This window comes from Oceanobacillus sp. FSL W7-1309, assembly GCF_038002145.1.
In the GTDB taxonomy this organism is placed as follows: Bacteria; Bacillota; Bacilli; order Bacillales; family Amphibacillaceae; genus Oceanobacillus; species Oceanobacillus profundus.
This window is the reverse complement of sequence record NZ_JBBOBX010000001.1, coordinates 1,174,349-1,191,604: the sequence shown is the minus strand read 5'-3', so window position 1 is coordinate 1,191,604 and position 17,256 is coordinate 1,174,349. Positions and strand designations below refer to the sequence as shown.

Below are 17,256 nucleotides of genomic sequence, written 5' to 3'. Positions count from 1 at the left end.
AATGGATTCAATCAGGAGGGAAAGCGCATGAGCGCTATTTCCTCTGGCTTTTTCAATAGAAAGCTTTATAAAGTATTGGCAATTGGGTTAATCATCATCTTTTTTATTATCCCGATTATCCGACTCATCATTATGAGCTTTCTGAGTGATGAAGGAATTAACTTCGATTATTATCATGCGATTTTAACAGATGGTCGGACGTGGCAGGTATTACAAAACACGTTAATTGTGGTGGTCGGATCAACGATTATTTCACTCATCTTAGGTACAGCTTTTGCCTGGATGGTAGCCTATACCGATATACGCATGAAAGGGATTGTACAGCTGTTTATCTTTTTGCCATTTATTATCCCATCTTACATAACTTCCCTGGCATGGGTGCAATTTTTCGGCCCTGCTGGGTTATTGACGAAAATGCTGGATCAGCTTCCATCGTGGAATCTCTATAGTATGTCTGGCATTATCTTTGTTATGGGGATTAGCCATTTTCCGCTCGTCTATTTATTCACGGTTAACGTCTTTCGAAAAATTCCACGTGAAATGGAACTGGCAGCACGTATCTCTGGTGCATCAAGATGGACAGCTTTTTCCAAAATTGTCTTTCCAATGGCATTGCCAGGGGTTGTTGGTGGGTCGTTTATCGCATTTCTCGGAGGGTTAGATAACTTCGGAATCCCTGCCTTTTTAGGAACACCAGCAAATATTTCAGTGCTTTCGACATACATTTATCAGAAAGTCATTGGCTTTGGACCTTCTGCCTTTAACGAAGCCGCTGTACTGTCTGTCATTCTTGGAGTGATTGCGATTATTGGAATCAGTCTCCAATGGCTATTGTTGCGGAAGTCAAAACCGATTGAGACAACTAAACTGGATTATAGCCCACGCTATCATTTAGGAAAGAAAAAGCTAATAGCGGAGATTTTGATTTGGCTGTTTTTTGCTATGACCAGTATTTTTCCTTTCATCTCAATGGTTATGACATCATTTTTGAATGCCTATGGACTTGATTTTGTACCGGAAAACTTCTCTTTGAAAAATTACGCTTATATTTTATCCAGGAACTCTACGGTCGAATCAATTTTCACGAGCCTTAAACTGGCTGGTGTAACGACCGTGATTGGGATTATTGTCGGTACGATCTTTAGCTATTACCGTGTTCGGAAACCAAACGTAACGATGAGGCTTCAGGAATATGCAATTACGATTCCGTATGCTTTGCCTGGAATGGTGCTTGCGTTGGCAATGATTTTTGCATGGATGGAGCCCATTCCTGGTTGGAATCCCGGTATTTATGGATCGACTGCCATTTTATATATCGCCTATGTAACACGATTTTTAATTTTACAGGTGCGCAGTGGTATTACCGCTTTTCAGCAGGTTGATAAGGAGGTTGAAGAGGCAGCGCGGATTAATGGTACGAATGGATTTGGAAAGTGGAAGCGAATTATGATTCCATTAATCGCACCAGGCGTCTTAAGTGGTGCAATGCTCGTATTTTTAAGTGCGTTAACAGAGCTTACCGTATCTTCCTTATTGTATTCCTCAAATGCAGAGACAATTGGTGTTGCGATCTTAAGCTTCCAGCAGTCGGGGTATACACTATATTCAACAGCCTTTTCGAGCTTAATTGTCGGCTTAATCATCGTCGGTTATTTTCTGTTATTTGCTAGTGGGGCACTTCGGAAAAGAAAGGTGGAAAAAGGGAAATGACTACGTCAATCATTCATATTAATAAAAAATTCGGCAGCTTTCAAGCGCTCAAAGATGTAAATTTAACCGTAAAGGATGGCGAGTTTCTTGCTATTTTAGGACCATCTGGATGTGGGAAAACAACCTTGCTCCGACTGCTCGCGGGATTTGAATCTCCAACAGATGGTACAATTCAAATCGATAACAAGAAGGCAGCCACAGCTAAGAAGGTTATCCCGCCAGAGCGCAGAAATGTCAGCATGGTTTTTCAGTCATTTGCTCTTTGGCCCCATTTGAATGTTCGAGAGCATGTACAGTTTGCCATGAAATACCACCGTTTTGTTGGACCTGCATTTAAGGAAAAGAAAAAGGCGGAAGAGCGAATTGATGAAGTGTTGAAAATTGTTGGCTTAGAGCAGTTCGGCAGCCGAATGCCTGGTGAACTTTCCGGTGGACAAAAACAGCGTGTATCACTTGCGCGAGCGATTGCACCGGAGCCACAGCTGTTGTTGATGGATGAACCACTCAGCAACCTTGATGCGGAATTACGGATTGAGATGCGTCATGAGATTCAAAAGCTGCATCGACTAACGAAAGCTTCGATACTTTATGTGACACATGATCAAGGAGAAGCGCTTGCGATGGCGGATCGAATTGTAGTGATGAACGCTGGTAAGATTGAGCAAATTGGTACACCAGAACAAATCTATAATCAACCGAAAACCCCATTTGTAGCTAAATTTGTTGGGAAAGCTAATCTGTTCGAAGGAACTTGGGATGGCTCGACATTTATGCATAAGAATGTCTCTGTAACATGGGAGGATTACGGTATTTCAGAATATCTAAAGGAGCAGAACCTATATGCACTGCGTCCGGAACAAATTCGTCTTTCTACATCGGATGAAAGCCAGATTAGAGGGACAGTTGTTACGAAGCAGTTCCAAGGAAAGGAGTATCAATATGTAGTTGATGTCAGTGGACAAGAGATTGTTGTTGACTTGCCACTTCATGAGCAGTTTGAAATTGGGGAGGGGGTAGGGATTGTTCCAAGGATGTAAAGGGGTATGGAAGCACGGTTTCTCTTATGCATTTAAAGGAGAGGGAAATTTAGAACTCTCCTTTTGTGATTTGTTCTAACATTATAAAATTTATGTGCTATAAGCTAACTTGTACAACAGTTCGGCTCACCCTCATTTTTATTGAAAGGGGGTGAAGCTTATGTCAGTTTACGAGGCGATTTCTTTGATGATTTCCTTTGGTGCCTTAATTGCACTGCTGACAATAGACAGAGAAAAATAGACCTCCCTTGAGTCTCCAACCTTGGGGGATGGTCTATTTTTTTCTACTCATCTGAGCCAGTTCCTCTTTTGAGTAGCAGCTATTTGTATATTCAACCGTAGGTGTTCCAGCACTTACAGTTGTTTTAATATATGTTGTATATACAATATTATAACCATATTCCGTTATATTAGCAATGTTGGTTTCCTGGCTTTTATCTAAGAAGAATTTACTGTTTCTGAGGTAGTAAATTCTAGTGTTGTTTTTCTATAAAAGCTAATATCTTTTCCTTCACGGAACCAATACTTGTATAAATGATGTAATTGGACTTAATTGTCTTAATGTGGATTCGATCTGTTGTTCCGTATGGATATCCAATCCTATTAGCTGTTTTGTCTTCACCAGCATAAGATTCATCATTCGTTACATCCATAATCTCTGAAATAGGAATTTTAATCTTTTGTAGCTGCCATTTAATTACGATTTTGTCTTCTTCTTTTGTAACCTTTACGTCAAACATGATACTCTTCACCTTTCCTTTTAGGGGTGTATACGGATTCTGAATTATTGTTATATTCCTAACTACTAGTATACAAGGTTTTACGTATATAGCCGAGTAATCGACTTTCCAATCAATTATGTGGGTAATCTAAGACCAAATTCGGATTTATTTCTTATCATAAAAGAAGTCATTGTATCATTTTGATTGAATTTTCTTACTAAATCATATAGTATTAGCTTGAATTTAATTGCGGAGGAGTGGATAAAAGATGGCAAATGTATGTTTTCTACTTGCGGATGGTTATGAAGATTCAGAAATGAAGAATCCGTATGATGCAATGAATGAAGCGGGTCACAAAACGGTTGTTGTAGGACTTGAAAAGGGTACGGAGCTTAAAGGGAAGAAAGGTACGGCAGCGTATACTTCCGAGCTTTCCATAAGTGAAGTGAAGGCTGACGATTATGATGCGGTTATTATTCCTGGTGGATCAGCTCCAGAAGCGCTTCGTGTGAGTGACGAAGTGGTGGAATTTGTTAAACAAGCACATGAACAGGGAAAAGTGATTGCTGGTATTTGTCATGGTCCCCAAGTAATGATTAGCGCGGATATCCTGAATGGAGTAAATTCAACTTCTTACATTGGCGTCCGTGATGATGTGAAAAATGCTGGAGCTAACTTTTTAGATCAAGAGGTAGTGGTTGATGGAAATATTATCACTTCTCGTACACCTAAGGATGAACCGGCATTTATTAAAGAAATTTTAAATAAATTATAAGATTGTTTCGAGGGGATCTCTTCTAGTATTGGGAGGGATCCTTTTATACGGGCAGAAGCGAAAGTACTATGTGATATATGAATTTTTTAGGTTAGGGAGAGACCAAAATGAAACAAATCTACGCCTTTGAGTCGAAAAGAGATTATGAAAAATACCAGGATACCATCGAAAGGTTCCAAAACAAATTGGTCACGTACCAGCAGGAGTTGGAGCAAAACTACGCATTAAACGATTTACCAAAGGCGATTGTATGGACAACGGGTGAATTAGCAACAACCACTTTCTCAGAAATTCCGATTCCTGCTTTTACGAATAAGGATATCATTTATATTTCTCCAGATGTAAGATATTGGAGGAATTTATTTGTTCAACAGTTAGAAGGGCGTGAACATCCGCGTATCAAGGCATTCTACGAGAATCTTTCTGAAGAACATATTTTTGCGATAGTTGGACACGAATTAATGCATCACTCCGATTTATTTGTAGGCGAGTTCGATGATGATGATGATTGGGAAGATAGCATTTGGTTTGAAGAAGGCATGTGCGAATATTTATCAAAGAAGTTAATTTTAGATGAAGAAGCGTTCAACGAGATAACAAATGTAGAGTCAGAACTGGTAGAGATGTTTAAGGATACATATGGACATCACTCTATTGATGCGTTTGGAGAGGCTAGCTATCAAGGTAGTTTGACGAGTATTATGTTTGATTATTGGCGCAGTTTTTTGGCTGTAAAGTATTTAGTGGAAGAACAAGCTAATCATGATGTGAAACAAGTTTTTAAAGCGTATCAAGAGTGGCATACGAATGGCAGGAAAGAGCCGCTGTCGGTATATATTGGGATACAGTTCTTTTTCGATTGATGAGAGCCTTTCTGGAATGATTTAAAAGAAGATTCTCAGATATTTTTGGGTAAAAATCTAACGCTCATCATACATCTTTTTATAGTAAACTAGAAACAAATGTACTAACGGAGGAGAAGCAATGAACAACACTTCTAAAAAGAGAAAATCACCTTTAATTCTACTTGCAGCATGCATGATTGCTGTTGCTGGTCTAGCGGATATTAAATACCGAGGATTATTCTTTCGTCTATTGCCTGAATCGGTGCAATCCTTTCTTGCTCAGATTATAAAGTAGTGGGAGTATGTTATTCCTTTCTATGAAAGAGGGGTGTTTATATTGTGAGAACGTCGACAAGAAAATATGTATTTAGATTTAGTTAAGCGCGATTCTATTATTTGTTTTCACCATGAAATAGCATAAAAAGCCTATTGAATTTAACTTATTAAGTAATTAGTCACAAACTTTTCAAGTGGGTATGTTGCAATTGAAACCGCAATCATATATAATAGAATTAAATAAGGATTGTTACTGTTCGGCAGGCAAAACCTGAATTAATTAAATTTGTGGGGGAATTACGCTGCAATTTTAACTAATTCAGGTTTTTTATTTCCTGATATTTTTCATAAATACTTTATTCAGGTGGGAAGGCAAATGGAAATTAAACAGATTTTAAACAATAATGTTTTATTAGCTACAGATGAAGCAGAACAAGAGGTAGTTGTAATGGGCAGAGGTCTTGCTTTTAAGAAAAAGCCAGGAGATGCTGTTGATGCTGCTAAAATTGAAAAAACCTTTATTCTGGAGGACGCAGGAGTTGCTAATAAATTAGCTGAATTAATGGAAGATGTTTCCGAAGTTTATTTGGATCTTTCTTATAAAATTCTCGAATTAGCCAAATCCCACCTAACGTATAAATTGGACGACTATTTGTATATAGCACTAACCGATCACTTGAGCTTTGCGATTACTAGGCATAAAAATGGGATTGATTTGAAAAATCCCCTACTCTGGGAAATTCGCAGATACTATAAGCAAGAGTTTCAGATTGCTTTAAAAGCACTTGAAATTGTCGAAGAGGAAACAGGTGTGAGGCTTGAGGAGGATGAAGCTGCGTCTATCGCACTCCATCTTGTTAATAGTCAGCTTTCTGGTGAAAGCATGGGGGCTGCAGTTCAAGTTACAGAAATGGTTAATACGATTTTAACAATCGTAAAATACTACTTCAAAATTGAATTAGATGAAGAATCGATTAATTATGACCGATTCTTAACCCATCTCCGTTTCTTTGCGATTCGCTTTATTCGAAAAGAAAAACAAGATGAAATGTATGACAATTTTCTATATGAACAGGTACAACAAAAGTATGCAAAAGCATTTGGATGTACAGAAAGAATAGCAGCATACATTGCGAATCATTATAATTGGGAAATTTCCAATGATGAGAAGGTCTATTTAACCATTCATATCCATCGGGTAACCTATCGTCATACAAAATCAGAAGAAAACTAATCTTCTTATGAAAACGCTTTTTAAAACTATTGACTTAGTATTAAAGTCGTGTTAAATTAAAAGCGTTAATTAATTAACAATAAAAACAATATATAAATTTAGGAATGTTACCTATTTTGGGCATAACCTGGACTGATTTGAAGAACACATATGATGTGTGCTATTCAAATTGGTTCAGGTTTTTTATTTCACTAAATGAATTACGTAAAGGGAAGGTGAACCATGATGAAGTATGAACAATTGGCAAAAGACATTATCGAAAATGTCGGTGGGGCAGAAAACGTTAATAGTGTTGTTCATTGTATTACACGTCTTCGTTTTAAATTGAAAGATGAAAGTAAAGCGAATACAGAGGTATTAAATAATATGGAGGGTGTTGTTACCACGAGAAAAAGTGGTGGTCAATACCAGGTAGTAATTGGGAATCATGTTCCAGATGTATATAAAGCAGTAGTGTCGGAAGGTGGCTTCCAAGCTGCACAGCCAGTTGATGCTGAAGGTGGAGAAGAAAAAGGGAGTTTATTCAACCGTTTTATTGATATGATTTCCGGGATCTTTACTCCAATACTCAGTGTATTAGTCGCAGCGGGTATGACGAAAGGTTTTACTGCTTTATTTGTTGCAATTGGCTGGCTTGATATAGAAGGTGGAACCTATCAAATCCTAAACGCCATTGGCGACGGTCTGTTCTACTTCCTGCCAATTCTCTTAGGTTACACGGCTATGAAGAAGTTTGGTGGAACACCGTTCTTAGGAGCCGTAATAGCCATGGCTTTGGTATATCCTGCACTTGAGGGAATACCTGGAGCAAATGAACCGCTGTACACCTTATTTGCGGGAACGATGTTTGAATCACCTGTTTATATTGAGTTCTTAGGGATTCCGGTTATTCTGATGACATATTCGATGTCCGTTATTCCAATCATTGTTGCAGCGTTTTTTGCAGCAAAGTTAGAAAGAAGCTTAACTAAAATTATTCCAGATGTAATAAAAACATTTGTTGTTCCAATGCTGACGATGTTAATTATTACTCCCTTAACCTTTATTGTTGTCGGTCCGATTGCAACTTGGGCGAGCCAGTTATTAGGTCAAGCAACAATTTGGGTTTATGATTTAAGTCCAGTTATTGCAGGGGCATTCCTTGGTGGATTGTGGTTAGTGTTTGTTATGTTTGGACTTCATTGGGGACTTGTTCCAATTGCTATCAATAACTTTGCGGTTGGAGGTATAGATCCAATCTTAGCTTTAATATTTGTTCATTCCTTTGCATTAGCTGCTGCTATTCTTGCTATTTGGATAAAAACAAAAAACGAAAAAACAAAATCACTTAGTGCACCAGCTTTAATTTCAGCATTATTCGGTGTAACAGAGCCTGGTATGTATGGGATCACTTTACCGCTAAAAAGACCATTTATTTTCACATTAATTTCCTCAGCAATTGGTGGTGCCTTACTAGGGATTTTTGGAACGAAAGGGTATGTAATGGCTGGTCTTGGTGTATTCCAGGTTCCAAGTTTTATTCATCCTGAAGAAGGATTAAATGGGGCATTTTTCGGCGCTATTATTGCTTTAGTGGTCGGATCTGTTTTGGCCTTTGTTTTAACTTATTTCTTTGGCGGTATTAACAAAAATGAGGATACTGGAGCAGGATCTACTCAACCAGTAGCAGTGAAGGGTGCTCAAAACGGAAAAGATCAAGTAATTGGTAGTCCTTTCAACGGAACAGTTAAAAAATTAGCAGATATTGATGATACAGCTTTTGCTTCAGGAGCATTAGGACAAGGTGTCGCAATAGAGCCTGCTGAAGGTAAAGTAGTTGCGCCAGTATCTGGTACGATTTCTGTACTATTTCCTACAAACCATGCAATTGGTATTACATCGGATGATGGGGCAGAGATTTTAATTCATGTTGGGATGGATACGGTCCAATTAGATGGAAAACATTTTACAGCCCATACGGAGCAAGGCAGCCACGTCGAAAAAGGACAATTATTAATTGAATTTGATGGACAAGCAATTAAAGAAGCGGGATATCCATTGACGACACCAGTGGTTGTTACAAACCAAGATCAATTTGAGATATCAACGATTAACGAACAAGAAGTGAAAGCTCAGGATATATTAATCGAGCTGAAAGTAAAATAATCCATGCAATAGGAGGCGTTTCATGATAAGTGAAGCCTATCCCTTTATATAAAGATCAATTACTGCTTAACAACTAATGGTTAATAGGAGGAATAAAGAATGGCAAAACAATTTCCGGAAGGATTTTTATGGGGTGGCGCAACAGCTGCCAATCAATTTGAAGGTGGTTTCCATAAAGGGAATAAAGGGTTAAATATAGCGGACGTACTTCCAGGTGGAAAAGAGCGTTTAGAGATTTTAGGTAATCCAGGATTTGATTTTGAAATTGACCCGAATAAATATTATCCAAACCATGACGCAATTGACTTCTATAATCGTTATAAAGAGGACATTGCACTATTTGCCGAAATGGGCTTTAAAGTTTTCCGTACGTCCATTGCGTGGACAAGAATTTTCCCGAATGGGGACGAGCTTGAGCCAAATGAGGAAGGATTGGCGTTTTATGACCGTGTATTTGATGAATTAATTAAACATGGGATTGAACCGGTCGTAACGATTTCACATTATGAAATGCCTGTACACTTAGTAAAAGAATATGGTGGCTGGAGAAATCGTGAAGTTATTACATTTTTTGAAAGATATGCAGAAGCGATTTTCAACCGTTATAAAGGAAAAGTAAAATACTGGATGACATTTAACGAGATTAATAGCGGTTTAATGATGCCGATAATGGGGCTTGGTTTCGCAATCCAAAAAGAAGCGGATAAATATCAACCTACATTCCAAGCATTCCATCACCAATTTGTTGCAAGTGCAAAGGCGGTCAAATTATGTCGTGAAATAATGCCAGAGGCACAAATTGGCTGCATGATTATTTATGCTCCGGTATATGCTTTCGATAGCAAACCTGAAAATGTAATGCATGCTCTAGAGGAAGAGGAATTATTTAACTACTTCTGTGCAGATGTTCAAGTAAGAGGAGAATATCCAGCATTTATCAACCGATATTTCAAAGAGCATAACATTGAATTAGAAATGGAAGATGGCGACCTAGATATTCTGAAAGAAGGTACGGTAGACTATATCGGCTTTAGCTACTATATGTCTCGCACAGAGAAGAAAGATAAATCGAATGAAGAGGGCATTCAAGGAAATATTATGCAAGGAGTTAAAAACCCATTCCTGCAAGCGAGTGACTGGGGCTGGGAGATTGACCCAGTAGGTTTGCGTATTTCCTTAAATAAGCTGTATGGCAGATATGAAGTGCCTCTATTTATTGTAGAAAATGGATTAGGAGCTTATGACAAAGTGGAAGAAGATGGATCCATTCAGGACGATTACCGAATCGAATACCTTCGTGAACATATGAAACAAATGGGCGAAGCAATTGAAGATGGTGTAGAGCTAATGGGTTACACCAGCTGGGGATGCATTGATTTAGTCAGTGCTTCAACCGGTGAAATGTCCAAGCGTTACGGATTTATCTATGTAGACAAGCATGATGATGGCACTGGAACATTAGAACGTAAACGTAAAAAATCATTTTACTGGTATAAAGATGTTATTGATTCAAATGGTGAGAATCTATAGGTTTACGCGAAGTTAATTGAACTAAATTTAAAAGGGAAAGCGTATCTTCGGATGCCTTTCCTTTTGGCAGATAAGAAAGTATAAAACTTTCTTGTCTGCATAAGTGCAACTAAGTCATTCGCCCAAAGGCTTGCGAATGCCAAGTTTTCTAAAATAATAGATATGAAAAGGAGACTTAACATGTCAATATTTCCAGAAGGATTCTTATGGGGTGGCGCTTTAGCTGCCAATCAAGTAGAGGGTGCGTATTTAGAAGGCGGGAAAGGTCTAACGACAGTAGATTTAATGCCAACCGGAGAAAAACGCTGGCAGATTGCAATTGGAAAGATAGATTCATTCACACCAGATGAAAATGAATTTTATCCATCACATAAGGCTATTGACTTCTACCATCATTATAAAGAGGATATTGCATTATTTGCCGAAATGGGCTTTAAAGCATTGCGTGTATCCATTTCCTGGGCACGTATTTTTCCGAACGGTAATGATGAAACACCAAATGAGGCTGGATTGCAATTTTATGATGATTTATTCGATGAGTTATTAAAACATAAAATTGAACCGGTCGTTACAATGGCCCACTTTGATGTGCCAGTTCACTTAGTTGAAGCATATGGCAGCTGGAAAAGCAGAGAGCTTGTAGGCTTTTTTGAAACATATGCAAAAACAATCTTCACGAGATATAAGGACAAAGTAAAATACTGGATGACATTCAATGAGATTAATATGCTGTTGCATATGCCGTTTGTTGGTGCTGGACTTGTCTTTAAAGAAGGGGAAAATGAAACACAAATTAAATATCAGGCAGCACACCATCAGCTCATTGCAAGTGCACGTGCTGTAAAAGCATGCCATGAGATTATCCCAGATGCAAAAATTGGCTGTATGCTAGCTGCTGGACAGACGTATCCGTATACATGTAATCCGGATGATATTTACAAGGCGATGGAAAAGGACCGTGAATCATTCTTCTTCATTGATGTTCAGTCACGAGGAGAATATCCAGGCTATGCGAAACGCTTCTTTAAAGACAACAATCTAACAATAGAAATGGAAGACGAAGACGCAGAACTGTTGAAGAATCATACAGTTGACTATATTGGATTCAGTTATTATGCCAGCAGAACGACTAGTACCGATCCGGAGATTTTAAAGGATAAAACAAGTGGAAACGTATTTGGCTCTGTTACAAACCCATATTTAGAAACATCCGAATGGGGCTGGACAATTGATCCAAAAGGGTTCCGCATTACAGCAAACCAATTATATGATCGTTATCAAAAGCCACTATTCGTTGTAGAAAATGGTCTCGGTGCAAATGATGAAATAAATGCTGACGGTATAATCAACGATGACTACCGAATTGATTATTTGAAACAGCATATTGCTGAAATGGGTCAAGCAATAGAGGATGGAGTCGACATCATTGGCTATACAAGCTGGGGTCCAATTGATATCGTTAGTGCATCCACTGGGGAAATGAAAAAGCGTTACGGCTATATTTATGTTGACCGAGACAATGGAGGAAATGGAACATTAAAGCGTACGAAAAAGAAAAGCTTTGATTGGTATAAAAGTGTGATTGCATCAAATGGTGAAGCATTATAAGTGATTTGTAAGACAAGGGATGGGGAAACCTGTCCTTTTTTCATTTTGTTTAAAAAACCCGCCAATTTCTCGAATATATCCGCCCTCCCTTTTATAGATTATGGTATAAACCTAAGGGAGGATTACGAATGAGTGACTGGCTAAAAAGCTTAAAAACGCCAACACCGCAAAAAGGATATGAGTTGGCGATAAAATTAGCGAGGGAGGGTGTTGTGTATACACAGCCTTCAGCAGAAGTTAGAAAAAAGTTGCGGAAAAAGTATGCGAGGGATGCGGATAGCCTCATCATGGTGTCGGAGGTTATTGCGATTCATTTTCAAACGGTGGCAGCTGCAAATAACTATTGGAAGTAAACAAAAAGAATAGCGGGATTCTGCCAGCAAATTTCGTGTTGGCAGAGTCCTTATCTATTTAATTTATACATTTCACGGGCCATTGATTCTAGAATATAAATTACAGGCACTTGCGTCGTTATGTTGGCACCTTCATACCATTCCTCGGTTACATAGTAGGGGATATTTATATCTGATATTTTTGCAATGGTTGAGTGCTTATGATTTGTAATACTAATAATCTTGCTATCTTCTTGTTTAAGCTGGTTCAAATGTGTAACAGTGAAACTATTTTCTCCTGAGACAGATAATGCAATTGTTACACTGTTATAACGTAACTTGGAGTGAATGGGAAAGTGAGGATCTTTAATATACATTGAAAATTTGCCTAGGCTTGAGAAATATCTTGCTCCATACTCAGCAAGAATACCGGAGCTTCCAATTCCAATGAAAATAACACTATCTGCTTGGACAACTAGATTTGCAGCTTCCCTTATATTCTCCTCTATATCCCCTTTTAACGTTCGCTCAAAAAACTCCATAACAGAATGCTGGGAGCCTTTTAGTACTGTCTTTTTATTTCCTTCTAAATGCATTTTAAGCTTTACTTTAAATTCTGAGAAACCCTCACAATTTATCTTTCTGCAAAAACGTAAAATCGTAGCTGTGGATACATGGGTCTCGTCTGCCAGCTCGCGGATTCGCATATATGCGACCTTATCAGCGTTTTGACTAATATAATTGTATAAAGAAGTTTCTAACTCATTAAATGAAGCAATTATGTCCTGTGTAAACATTTGAGGGGATTCTCCTTTTTAAGAGATAATTTGTTAAAGACTATACACTTTCATCTTAACATGTAATAAGTTACATGTCGTTACATTTATGAAACAAATGACTTCTGACGTCAATCCGAACTAGATGCTCAGAGTTTATATACGGCTCTAGGAAATGTAGCTACAATTGATATATAAGTACTTATATTGGATTGCTACATTACCTGGAGGTGCAAAGTGTATGACAAAAGGTATTAAAATTGCAACGATTGGTGGGGGATCGAGTTATACCCCAGAATTAGTAGAAGGATTTATCAAACGATATGATGAATTCCCGGTTAAAGAGTTATGGTTAGTTGATATTGAAGCAGGAAAGGAAAAGTTAGAAATCGTAGGAAACTTAGCGAAAAGGATGATTGAAAAAGCAGGTCTTCCAATTGATGTTCATCTAACACTAGATCGAAGAGCAGCGTTAAAGGATGCTGATTTTGTAACAACGCAATTTCGTGTAGGATTACTAGATGCTCGTGCAAAAGATGAAAGCATTCCATTGAAATATGGTGTGCTTGGACAGGAGACGAATGGACCTGGTGGTTTGTTTAAAGGGTTACGTACGATCCCTGTTATTCTGGATATTTGTAAGGATATGGAAGTGTTATGTCCAGATGCATGGTTAATCAACTTTACGAATCCTGCAGGTATGGTAACAGAAGCCGTGTTGCGCTACTCGAACATCAAAAAGGTTGTTGGATTGTGTAATGTGCCGATCGGAATGGAAATGGGCGTTGCCAAATTATTAGATGTCGATCATTCGCGAATCCGAATTGACTTTGCCGGGCTAAATCACATGGTTTATGGGTTAGATGTCTATGTGGATGGAGAAAGTGTAAAGGAAGAAGTTATCAAAAAATTGTCTGATCCAGAAAATAGCAGCTTCGTTAAGAATATAGATGGAATGGGATGGGAGCCTGAGTTTATTCAATCGTTGGATGCGTTGACATGTCCATACCATATGTACTACTACAAATCGAAGGAGATGCTCGATAAAGCGATGGAAAGCTCTAGGGAAGAGGGTACTCGTGCTGAGGTTGTTCAACAGTTGGAGCAAGAATTGTTCGAGCTGTATAAAGATGAAAACCTTAATATCAAACCACCTCAATTAGAAGAACGTGGTGGAGCGTATTATTCGGATGCAGCCGTTCGCTTGATTACATCTATTTATAACGACAAGCGTGACATTCAACCAGTAAATACGATGAATCGTGGTGCAATTGCTAGTATTCCAGATGAATCAGCAGTTGAAATCAGCTGTGTTATTACAAAGGATGGTCCAATTCCATTAGCGATAGGAGATCTACCCATTGCTGCCCGAGGTCTTGTCCAGCAAATTAAGTCATTTGAACGTATCGCAGCAGAAGCAGCTGTAGAAGGCGATTATAATAAAGCAGTACTTGCTTTAGCGATTAACCCATTAACACCAAGTGACGCAATTGCGAAACAAATTGTAGACGAAATGATGGAGGCGCATAAAGAACACCTTCCTCAATTTTTTCAAAAAGAGAGAGTAGTACAATAAGCTGGTGTTGGCACCTGAGTAAGTGCCAGCATTGACAAGGGTTCTAGCAATACAGATTTCAGCTGAAATCTGTATTGCTTTGTCACGTTAAACTGTTATCTATTCGGATTAATAGTCAAGGAGGGAAGTCATATGATTAAATTAGTATTAACAGATATGGATGGGACGTTCTTGAATAATAGCGGCGATTTTAACAGGGAGCTATATCAGGATGTAAGAAAAATGATGCAAGAAAAAGGTGTTGTTTTCGCTCCCGTTACTGGTAAACAATGTGAACGTGTAGAAGAATTATTTGGTGATGATGCAAAGGATTTATGGATTCTAGGGGATAGTGCAACTCGAATCAAGCATAACGGAGAATTTGTCTATGAATCACTGCTAAGCAATAAATTGGGTCTGGAAATTATTCGCTTGCTTGAGGAAATAAGCCTAGAACATACAGTTATTGCATGTACAAGAGACGGTGCAGTAGTCAAGCAGAACATCCCACTGGAAGAAGCTGCAATTGTCAGAGGTTCGTATGCTCAGGTTAGGCAGGTTGCTGATTTTACTGAAATAAAGGATGACTTTGTTAAAATAACGATTCATGATCCAGCGCTGAATTGTTTTGAGACGAGGGAGAAACTTTCTCCGTTTTTTGAATCGGCATATATTGTTGCTTCTGAAGCAGCCTGGATCGATATTGCGAATGCTAATGTTCATAAAGGGACTACCGTAGAGCATTTACAGCAAATACTTGGTGTAGATCCAGATGAAACAATGGCTTTCGGCGATGGTTACAATGATTTAGAGCTTATGAAACGCGCAACGTTTAGTTTTGCTGTTCGAAACGCAGTCCAGGAATTAAAAGACGGTTCTAATTTTATAACTCGCTCGAATGAAGAAGACGCTGTCATGAAAACAATCATTCAACTGTTAGCTTTACAATAAGGGAGTGCGTTAACGGATATGGCGATCAAGCTAATAGCTGTAGATATGGGTGGAACGTTTCTTAATGATCAAATGAAATATGGTGTTGACCTGATGTAAGTTTTGAGTGATCTTATAAGAAAAAGTCACTTTGCTATCAAGTAGCAAAGTGACTTTTATTAGGTAGTTATTTGGTTAGGATGCGTGCGTTCCAGCATACAAACACAAATCCAAATTAATTTCTAACAAGATAATCAAAAGCACTTAACGATGCTGTTGCAGCTGATCCCATGGAAATAATAATTTGCTTAAATGGTTCTGTTGTACAATCACCAGCAGCAAATACGCCTGGGACGTTTGTAGCGCCGCGAGCATCAATTACGATTTCACCAAATTTATTACGTTCAACGGCGTCGCCCAACCAGTCTGTGTTAGGTACAAGCCCGATTTGAACGAATACACCGGATAGTTCAATATGCCTTTCTTCACCTGTCTCACGTTCAACATATGTAATACCGTTTACGTTGTCTGTTCCAGTAATTTCTTTTGTTTGCGCATTTTTAACCACCGTGACATTTGGCAGGCTATGGAGGCGATCTTGAAGCACTGAATCAGCTTTTAGTTCTGATGCATATTCAAGCACTGTCACGTGATTCACGATTCCAGCAAGGTCAATGGCTGCTTCCACACCGGAGTTACCGCCACCGATAACAGCTACATCTTTTCCTTCAAATAGTGGACCATCACAGTGCGGGCAGTATGCTACCCCTTTATTCTTGAATTCAGCTTCGCCAGGAACGCCAATATTACGCCAGCGAGCTCCTGTTGCAAGGATAACGGATTTACTCTTCAGAACAGCGCCGTTTGCCAGCTCGATTTCAATCATGTCTTTCTTTTCTAAACGTGCTGCACGCTGTAAGTTCATGACATCGATATTGTAATCTTTAACATGCTCTTCCAGGTTTGCAGCGAGTCTAGGCCCTTCAGTACGGTTTACACTGATGAAGTTTTCGATGCTTGCTGTGTCCAAAATCTGGCCACCGAAGCGCTCTGCAACAATACCCGTTCGGATACCTTTACGTGCTGCATAAATTGCTGCACTTGCTCCACCTGGTCCACCACCGACAACAAGTACATCATATGGGTCTTTATCAGCGAATTCTGATGCGTCTGGACCGCTTCCTAGCTTAGCAAGGATTTCTTCCACAGTCATCCGGCCACCGCCAAATTCTTCCCCGTTTAAGTACACAGTAGGTACTGCCATGATGTTTTTCGCTTCAACTTCTTCTTTATTAGCTGCACCATCAATCATTGTATGGGAGATGCGTGGGTTTAATACACTCATCACGTTCAATGCTTGGACAACTTCTGGACAATTTTGACAGGTCAGGCTAATGTAAGATTCAAAGTGATAATCATTATTTATATTTTTGATTTGTTCGATCGCTTTTTCATCAATTTTTGGAGCTCTTCCACTTACTTGAAGTAGTGCGAGCACTAAGGAAGTGAACTCATGTCCGAGCGGGATACCAGCAAACGTGATACCGGTATCTTCACCAATACGGTTGACACTAAAGCTCGGTGTTCTTTCTAACAAGGTGTGTTCAATTTTAATTTTCGATGACATTGCAGCTAACTCTTCTACCAACGTCAGCATGTCACGGGAGATATCATCCGATCCAGTGCTAACTTTGAGAAGTACGTCGCCCTCCATCATTTGAAGGTACTGCGCTAATTGTGCTTTAATATCCGCATCTAGTAACATTGACTCTACTCCTTAT

Annotated in this window: 16 protein-coding genes; 13 read left to right on the top strand and 3 right to left on the bottom strand. The window is 38.8% G+C overall.

Annotated features, from left to right (window positions below; all coding sequences use genetic code 11):
* Positions 1-27 precede the first annotated feature (27 nt).
* The 3 genes from NST46_RS05435 to NST46_RS21850 all read left to right on the top strand — a co-directional run bounded on the left by NST46_RS05435 (position 28) and on the right by NST46_RS21850 (position 2,988).
* Positions 28-1,710: an ABC transporter permease gene (locus NST46_RS05435; protein ID WP_303447009.1), complete on the top strand. Its 1,683-nt coding sequence runs from the start codon at positions 28-30 to the stop codon at positions 1,708-1,710.
* Complete coding sequence (locus NST46_RS05430) at positions 1,707-2,747, top strand: ABC transporter ATP-binding protein (protein ID WP_340002533.1); 1,041 nt, start codon at positions 1,707-1,709, stop codon at positions 2,745-2,747. Before NST46_RS05435 ends, NST46_RS05430 begins: the two co-directional genes overlap by 4 nt.
* 160 nt (positions 2,748-2,907) lie before the next feature.
* Positions 2,908-2,988 (top strand): putative holin-like toxin, encoded by an 81-nt coding sequence (locus NST46_RS21850; protein ID WP_392391091.1) that lies wholly within the window; start codon positions 2,908-2,910, stop codon positions 2,986-2,988.
* A 232-nt stretch (positions 2,989-3,220) separates the two neighbouring features.
* Here NST46_RS21850 and NST46_RS05425 read toward each other — a convergent pair whose 3' ends face one another.
* Entirely contained in the window at positions 3,221-3,487 is a 267-nt protein-coding gene (locus tag NST46_RS05425; protein ID WP_340002532.1) for a SunI/YnzG family protein, read from the bottom strand.
* A 250-nt stretch (positions 3,488-3,737) separates the two neighbouring features.
* Between NST46_RS05425 and NST46_RS05420 the strand changes: the two genes are divergently transcribed.
* The 8 genes from NST46_RS05420 to NST46_RS05385 all read left to right on the top strand — a co-directional run bounded on the left by NST46_RS05420 (position 3,738) and on the right by NST46_RS05385 (position 12,235).
* Positions 3,738-4,244 carry a type 1 glutamine amidotransferase domain-containing protein gene (locus NST46_RS05420; protein WP_303447006.1) on the top strand — a complete coding sequence of 169 codons (507 nt, stop codon included), beginning with the start codon at positions 3,738-3,740 and terminating at the stop codon, positions 4,242-4,244.
* A 107-nt stretch (positions 4,245-4,351) separates the two neighbouring features.
* The gene (locus NST46_RS05415) at positions 4,352-5,107 is read left to right on the top strand and encodes a hypothetical protein (RefSeq protein ID WP_303447005.1); all 756 of its coding nucleotides are present in this window, start codon (positions 4,352-4,354) and stop codon (positions 5,105-5,107) included.
* A 121-nt stretch (positions 5,108-5,228) separates the two neighbouring features.
* On the top strand, positions 5,229-5,384 hold the full coding sequence (locus tag NST46_RS05410; protein ID WP_168927265.1) for a hypothetical protein: 156 nt from the start codon (positions 5,229-5,231) through the stop codon (positions 5,382-5,384).
* 357 nt (positions 5,385-5,741) lie between these two features.
* Complete coding sequence (licT, locus tag NST46_RS05405) at positions 5,742-6,599, top strand: BglG family transcription antiterminator LicT (protein ID WP_341136861.1); 858 nt, start codon at positions 5,742-5,744, stop codon at positions 6,597-6,599.
* A gap of 225 nt (positions 6,600-6,824) precedes the next feature.
* Positions 6,825-8,744 carry a beta-glucoside-specific PTS transporter subunit IIABC gene (locus NST46_RS05400; RefSeq protein ID WP_340003246.1) on the top strand — a complete coding sequence of 640 codons (1,920 nt, stop codon included), beginning with the start codon at positions 6,825-6,827 and terminating at the stop codon, positions 8,742-8,744.
* A 99-nt stretch (positions 8,745-8,843) separates the two neighbouring features.
* On the top strand, positions 8,844-10,274 hold the full coding sequence (locus NST46_RS05395) for a glycoside hydrolase family 1 protein (RefSeq protein ID WP_341136860.1): 1,431 nt from the start codon (positions 8,844-8,846) through the stop codon (positions 10,272-10,274).
* 180 nt (positions 10,275-10,454) lie between these two features.
* Complete coding sequence (locus NST46_RS05390; RefSeq protein WP_445321721.1) at positions 10,455-11,882, top strand: 6-phospho-beta-glucosidase; 1,428 nt, start codon at positions 10,455-10,457, stop codon at positions 11,880-11,882.
* A gap of 128 nt (positions 11,883-12,010) precedes the next feature.
* Complete coding sequence (locus tag NST46_RS05385) at positions 12,011-12,235, top strand: hexameric tyrosine-coordinated heme protein (protein ID WP_095310383.1); 225 nt, start codon at positions 12,011-12,013, stop codon at positions 12,233-12,235.
* 50 nt (positions 12,236-12,285) lie between these two features.
* Here the strand turns inward: NST46_RS05385 and NST46_RS05380 are convergent, their stop codons facing one another.
* The gene (locus NST46_RS05380; protein ID WP_340002527.1) at positions 12,286-13,011 is read right to left on the bottom strand and encodes a MurR/RpiR family transcriptional regulator; all 726 of its coding nucleotides are present in this window, start codon (positions 13,009-13,011) and stop codon (positions 12,286-12,288) included.
* A 220-nt stretch (positions 13,012-13,231) separates the two neighbouring features.
* Here NST46_RS05380 and NST46_RS05375 point away from each other — a divergent pair, with 220 nt between their 5' ends.
* Both NST46_RS05375 and NST46_RS05370 read left to right on the top strand, forming a co-directional pair.
* Positions 13,232-14,566 carry a 6-phospho-beta-glucosidase gene (locus NST46_RS05375; RefSeq protein WP_251660138.1) on the top strand — a complete coding sequence of 445 codons (1,335 nt, stop codon included), beginning with the start codon at positions 13,232-13,234 and terminating at the stop codon, positions 14,564-14,566.
* 132 nt (positions 14,567-14,698) lie between these two features.
* On the top strand, positions 14,699-15,496 hold the full coding sequence (locus NST46_RS05370; protein WP_340002525.1) for an HAD family hydrolase: 798 nt from the start codon (positions 14,699-14,701) through the stop codon (positions 15,494-15,496).
* 214 nt (positions 15,497-15,710) lie between these two features.
* Here the strand turns inward: NST46_RS05370 and ahpF are convergent, their stop codons facing one another.
* Positions 15,711-17,240, bottom strand: coding sequence for an alkyl hydroperoxide reductase subunit F (gene ahpF / locus NST46_RS05365; RefSeq protein WP_303446997.1), 1,530 nt, complete (start codon positions 17,238-17,240; stop codon positions 15,711-15,713).
* Positions 17,241-17,256 lie beyond the last annotated feature (16 nt).

Bases quoted from the DNA above. Each gene is read 5' to 3' on its own strand.
- NST46_RS05435 (WP_303447009.1), top strand. From the start codon at position 28: ATGAGCGCTATTTCCTCTGGCTTTTTCAATAGAAAGCTTTATAAAGTA.
- NST46_RS05430 (WP_340002533.1), top strand. From the start codon at position 1,707: ATGACTACGTCAATCATTCATATTAATAAAAAATTCGGCAGCTTTCAA.
- NST46_RS21850 (WP_392391091.1), top strand. From the start codon at position 2,908: ATGTCAGTTTACGAGGCGATTTCTTTGATGATTTCCTTTGGTGCCTTA.
- NST46_RS05425 (WP_340002532.1), bottom strand. From the start codon at position 3,487: ATGTTTGACGTAAAGGTTACAAAAGAAGAAGACAAAATCGTAATTAAA.
- NST46_RS05420 (WP_303447006.1), top strand. From the start codon at position 3,738: ATGGCAAATGTATGTTTTCTACTTGCGGATGGTTATGAAGATTCAGAA.
- NST46_RS05415 (WP_303447005.1), top strand. From the start codon at position 4,352: ATGAAACAAATCTACGCCTTTGAGTCGAAAAGAGATTATGAAAAATAC.
- NST46_RS05410 (WP_168927265.1), top strand. From the start codon at position 5,229: ATGAACAACACTTCTAAAAAGAGAAAATCACCTTTAATTCTACTTGCA.
- licT (WP_341136861.1), top strand. From the start codon at position 5,742: ATGGAAATTAAACAGATTTTAAACAATAATGTTTTATTAGCTACAGAT.
- NST46_RS05400 (WP_340003246.1), top strand. From the start codon at position 6,825: ATGAAGTATGAACAATTGGCAAAAGACATTATCGAAAATGTCGGTGGG.
- NST46_RS05395 (WP_341136860.1), top strand. From the start codon at position 8,844: ATGGCAAAACAATTTCCGGAAGGATTTTTATGGGGTGGCGCAACAGCT.
- NST46_RS05390 (WP_445321721.1), top strand. From the start codon at position 10,455: ATGTCAATATTTCCAGAAGGATTCTTATGGGGTGGCGCTTTAGCTGCC.
- NST46_RS05385 (WP_095310383.1), top strand. From the start codon at position 12,011: ATGAGTGACTGGCTAAAAAGCTTAAAAACGCCAACACCGCAAAAAGGA.
- NST46_RS05380 (WP_340002527.1), bottom strand. From the start codon at position 13,011: ATGTTTACACAGGACATAATTGCTTCATTTAATGAGTTAGAAACTTCT.
- NST46_RS05375 (WP_251660138.1), top strand. From the start codon at position 13,232: ATGACAAAAGGTATTAAAATTGCAACGATTGGTGGGGGATCGAGTTAT.
- NST46_RS05370 (WP_340002525.1), top strand. From the start codon at position 14,699: ATGATTAAATTAGTATTAACAGATATGGATGGGACGTTCTTGAATAAT.
- ahpF (WP_303446997.1), bottom strand. From the start codon at position 17,240: ATGTTACTAGATGCGGATATTAAAGCACAATTAGCGCAGTACCTTCAA.